5 protein-coding genes are annotated in these 3,577 nt (G+C 74.6%); 1 reads left to right on the top strand and 4 read right to left on the bottom strand.

The annotated features are described in order from the left end of the window. Positions 1-1,806: hypothetical protein (locus tag EAO70_RS38350; protein WP_187284177.1), on the top strand; the 1,806-nt coding region annotated here is incomplete at its 5' end. A 94-nt stretch (positions 1,807-1,900) separates the two neighbouring features. On the opposite strand, the gene EAO70_RS35335 is transcribed toward EAO70_RS38350, so the two are convergent. The 4 genes from EAO70_RS35335 to EAO70_RS38620 form a co-directional block, all read right to left on the bottom strand. Continuing rightward, complete coding sequence (locus EAO70_RS35335) at positions 1,901-2,497, bottom strand: GTP-binding protein (protein ID WP_148006899.1); 597 nt, start codon at positions 2,495-2,497, stop codon at positions 1,901-1,903. Then, on the bottom strand, positions 2,478-2,849 hold the full coding sequence (locus tag EAO70_RS35330; protein ID WP_148006898.1) for a DUF742 domain-containing protein: 372 nt from the start codon (positions 2,847-2,849) through the stop codon (positions 2,478-2,480). Before EAO70_RS35330 ends, EAO70_RS35335 begins: the two co-directional genes overlap by 20 nt. Continuing rightward, the gene (locus EAO70_RS35325) at positions 2,842-3,273 is read right to left on the bottom strand and encodes a roadblock/LC7 domain-containing protein (RefSeq protein ID WP_148006897.1); all 432 of its coding nucleotides are present in this window, start codon (positions 3,271-3,273) and stop codon (positions 2,842-2,844) included. Before EAO70_RS35325 ends, EAO70_RS35330 begins: the two co-directional genes overlap by 8 nt. Before the next feature lie 36 nt (positions 3,274-3,309). After that, positions 3,310-3,577: hypothetical protein (locus tag EAO70_RS38620; RefSeq protein WP_222723509.1), on the bottom strand; the 268-nt coding region annotated here is incomplete at its 5' end.

Raw genomic sequence — 3,577 nt, 5'->3', positions numbered from 1 at the left:
GCGGCCGCGCCGTCGGGCCACGGAGCGAGCCCGGGCCCGACGGTCCCCGCGCAGCGCGGCGAAGCGGGACCCGTCCTCGCCTGGCTGCGGGAGGCCGTCGTGTCCGCCGCGCTCCGGGCGGCCGCCCGGCCCCGGCGGGCGGTCTGGCGGACCCCGCTCCCCGCCGTCCTCGGGCTGCGGCTCTTCCCCCGGGCCGGTGGCGTCGACGAACTCGCGCTGGACACCGCGCTGGCCACGGTGACCCCGCAGGTGCGGGCCGCGTTCGCCCTGCGGGTCCTCGAAGGTCTCGGCCCCCGGTCCGCGGCCCCCGTGCTCGCCGCCGCGGGCGTCGCCTCCCCCGAGGAAGCCCTGCACGCCGCCGAGCACCTCCGTTCGATCGTCGGCGCCGAGGCCGAAGCCCTGCTGCACGGCACGGAGTTCGACCCGTGCGTCGTGCAGGCACGGCCGACGGACCTCCTGCGCCGTCGGCGCCGGACCCGCCTGACCGCCCTCGTGGCCGCCGCCCTGGTGCTCTCCGCCACCGCGGGCACCCTGGTCGCCCTGCGGCCCGAACCACCCGAGCCGACGCCGCCGGTGACCGCGCTCGCCGCCGCGTCGGCCCGGGCGACCGACCCCCGGTTCCTCGTCCGTACGCCCCCCGAGCGCTGGTCCGACACCGCCCGCGTCGACCTCACGCAGTGGCCGGCCCGCGGGGAGCGCACCGGGGACACGGCCCTCCTGTCGCGTGCCCTGGACGCCTGGACGCGGGGCACCGGCGGCGGGGCGGGCGTCCGGGTGTCGTTCACGCCGAGCACTCCGACGACCCCGCCCGCCGCGCCGCCCCGGCTGCTCTTCGCCGGCTCGGTCGACGGCTCCGCCGTGGTCCTCCTGCACGACGGCGAGCGGCTCATCCGGTACGCCGAATCCCTCGCCGGGCGGGGCGGCCAGGTCCTCGAACTGGCCCGGGCCGACGACGCGGACGTGACCACCGGCGCGGCCGTCGCCGTCGCCAGGACGGGACTCGGGACCCGGTTCCTGCTCGCCCCCTGGATCGACGAGAGCGCGGTGCGCGACCTCCTGCGGCCCGACGTGCCGGCCGCTCCGCTGCCCGTGTCCGGGGGCGGCCTCACCGACCCCGTCCCGCAGCCGGCGGCCGACTGCGGCCGGGTGCCCGCGCTCCAGGTGCGGTCCTCCACCCGGATCGTCGAGGACCACTCGTTCCTGCTGACGGACCTCGGGGAGCTGAGCCCCGCCCATCTGACGTGGACTCCCGCTCCGGGCACCGGAGCCCCGGCCCGGCAGCCCCGCGAGGCGACGTCGGCCGCGGGCCTCGCCGCCTGGGCCCGCTCCGCCTGCACGCTGCCCGGACTCCGCGGCACCGGCGTACGCGCCGTGAACCGCTGGGAGTTCGCCCGGCAGGCCCTGCCGGAGCAAGCCGGACCCGCGACCTGGACGTGCACGCGCGCCGACCTGTGGAACGGGCGCGGCCGCGTCACGGTGGCATGGGAGGGACCCGACCCGCGCGGCCGTCCGGTGCGGGTTCCGGGAGCGACGCCCGAGGACACGGCGGCGTGCAGCCGCTTCGGTCAGCACCTGCTGGCGGGGACGTACTGGACGGCGCCGTCCGGGGCCCGCTACTACCTCGCCGCCGGCAGCCGCGCCCTGACCGGGGTCACCGCGGACGGTCCCGTCACCGCCTCCGTACGAGGGCAGTTCCTGGCCGTCCGCACCGACGCGACCGGACCGGTGCGGCTGACCGGCACGATGCCCGGCTCGGGCGGCCTGCCGGGGTGGGGCGAGCCGGACACGGAGTCCGGCGGTTCGTGACGCGCGACGGGACCGCCGGGGCCGGCCGCGCGGGTCGGCCGGGCGCGGGCGTCGGGGGCGTCGCGGCGGTCTCGGAGGCCGTCCCGCCGGTCCGTCAGGGCGTACTCGTCGAGAACTGGGGGGACGCGCGGCGATGAGCGGCCTCCAGGACGGCGAGCAGCACCTCCTTGCTGGACTCGCGGGTGCGGACGTCGCACATCACCACCGGTACGGCCGGGTCGAGGTCGAGGGCGGCCCGCACCTGATCGGTGGTCCAGGCCCGCTCGCCGTTGAAGCAGTTCACCCCGACCGCGAAGGGGATGCCCCGTTCCTCGAAGAAGTCGATGGAGCCGAAGGACGCGTCGAGCCGGCGGGTGTCCGCGAGGACGAGCGCGCCCAGCGTGCCGTAGGCGATCTCGTCCCACATGAACCAGAACCGCTCCTGCCCCGGGGTGCCGAAGAGGTACAGCACGAGTTCGGGGCTGATGGTGATGCGGCCGAAGTCCATGGCGACGGTGGTCGAGGTCTTGCCCGCGACGCCGGCGAGGCTGTCGACGTTCTGGCCGGCCTGGGTGAGCCGTTCCTCCGTCTCCAGGGGGGCGATCTCGCTCACCGACCCCACCATCGTCGTCTTGCCGACGCCGAATCCCCCCGCGACGAGGATCTTCACGGCGGTGGGGAGAGGAATTGATTCAGAGCTGGCGGATGCCATCGATAACCCTTTCGATGAGTTCCACGCTCGGCCTGTCGGACTGTGAGGGTGGCGCCTGCACGAGGATGTCCTCGTCGGCGAGCAGATCGCCGCAGAGGACCTTGACAACGCTTACGGGCAGATCCAGGTGCGCGGCGATCTCGGCGATGGCCACGGCCCGGTGGCGGCACAGATCGAGGATCTGCGCCGCCTCCGGCGTCCGGTTGGGACGTTCGAGGTCCGCTGCCCGCGTGAGCACCTGAGTGATCAGCGTGAAGTGGTAGTGCGTGTGGCGGGTCCGACCACCGGTGATGGTGTACGGCCGGAGATGACGTCCGGTGGGCGACCCGTCGAGCCCGTGTGGCTCAGGCATCCTGGACGTGTGCGACGGCGTGCTGGGCGGAAAGGCGCGGCGCGGCACTGAGGTAGGTTCCAACCTGCTTCACCATGGTTCCCATCTCGTAGGCCATCATCCCGGCGTCGACCTCCTGCGAGGCGAGGGCGGCGAGTCGCGCGCCCTGTCCCGCCGCGGTGATGAAGAGGAAGGCGTTCTCCATCTGGATGACGGTCTGCTGGACCGCTCCGCCGTGGAAGTACTGCGCGGTGCCCCGGGCGAGGCTGTGCAGGCCGGACGCCAGGGCGGAGAGCCGCTCGGCGTCGTCCCTGCGCAGGTCCCTCGACTTTCCGATCAAGAGGCCGTCGCCTGACAGAACGATGGCGCAGCGGATCTCCGGGATGCGTCCCACCAGATCGTCCAGGACCCAGTCCAGCTGCCTGCTGGTAGCCACTTCAGTCATTTCAATCCTTCACGGTTCGTCAAGTCCAACGTGCTGTCAGTCTGCCGGTCGATCGCCCGCGCCAGGAAAGTGATGGGTTCCGGTGGCCTGATCCATCCCTCGTCGGATCGCGGCGAAGATGCGGGCCGACGCTTCGGGGTTGGCCGGCCGGCCGCCGTCGTTGTCCATCCGGCTGCCCGCGTCGGCGGCCTCGCGGCGCAGCTGTACGGCCAGGCTGGAGCCGCGGGTGCGCCGGGGGAGGGCGCTGGGCTGCTGGAGGTCCGTCCCGCCGTCGCCCTGGGGGGCGTACGGACGGGGGGTGGCC

Origin of the sequence: Streptomyces sp. adm13(2018) (assembly GCF_008042145.1) — a bacterium.
Lineage (GTDB): Bacteria > Actinomycetota > Actinomycetes > Streptomycetales > Streptomycetaceae > Streptomyces.
The sequence above is the reverse complement of the archived record's forward strand: the minus strand, read 5'-3'. Positions and strand labels throughout refer to the sequence as shown.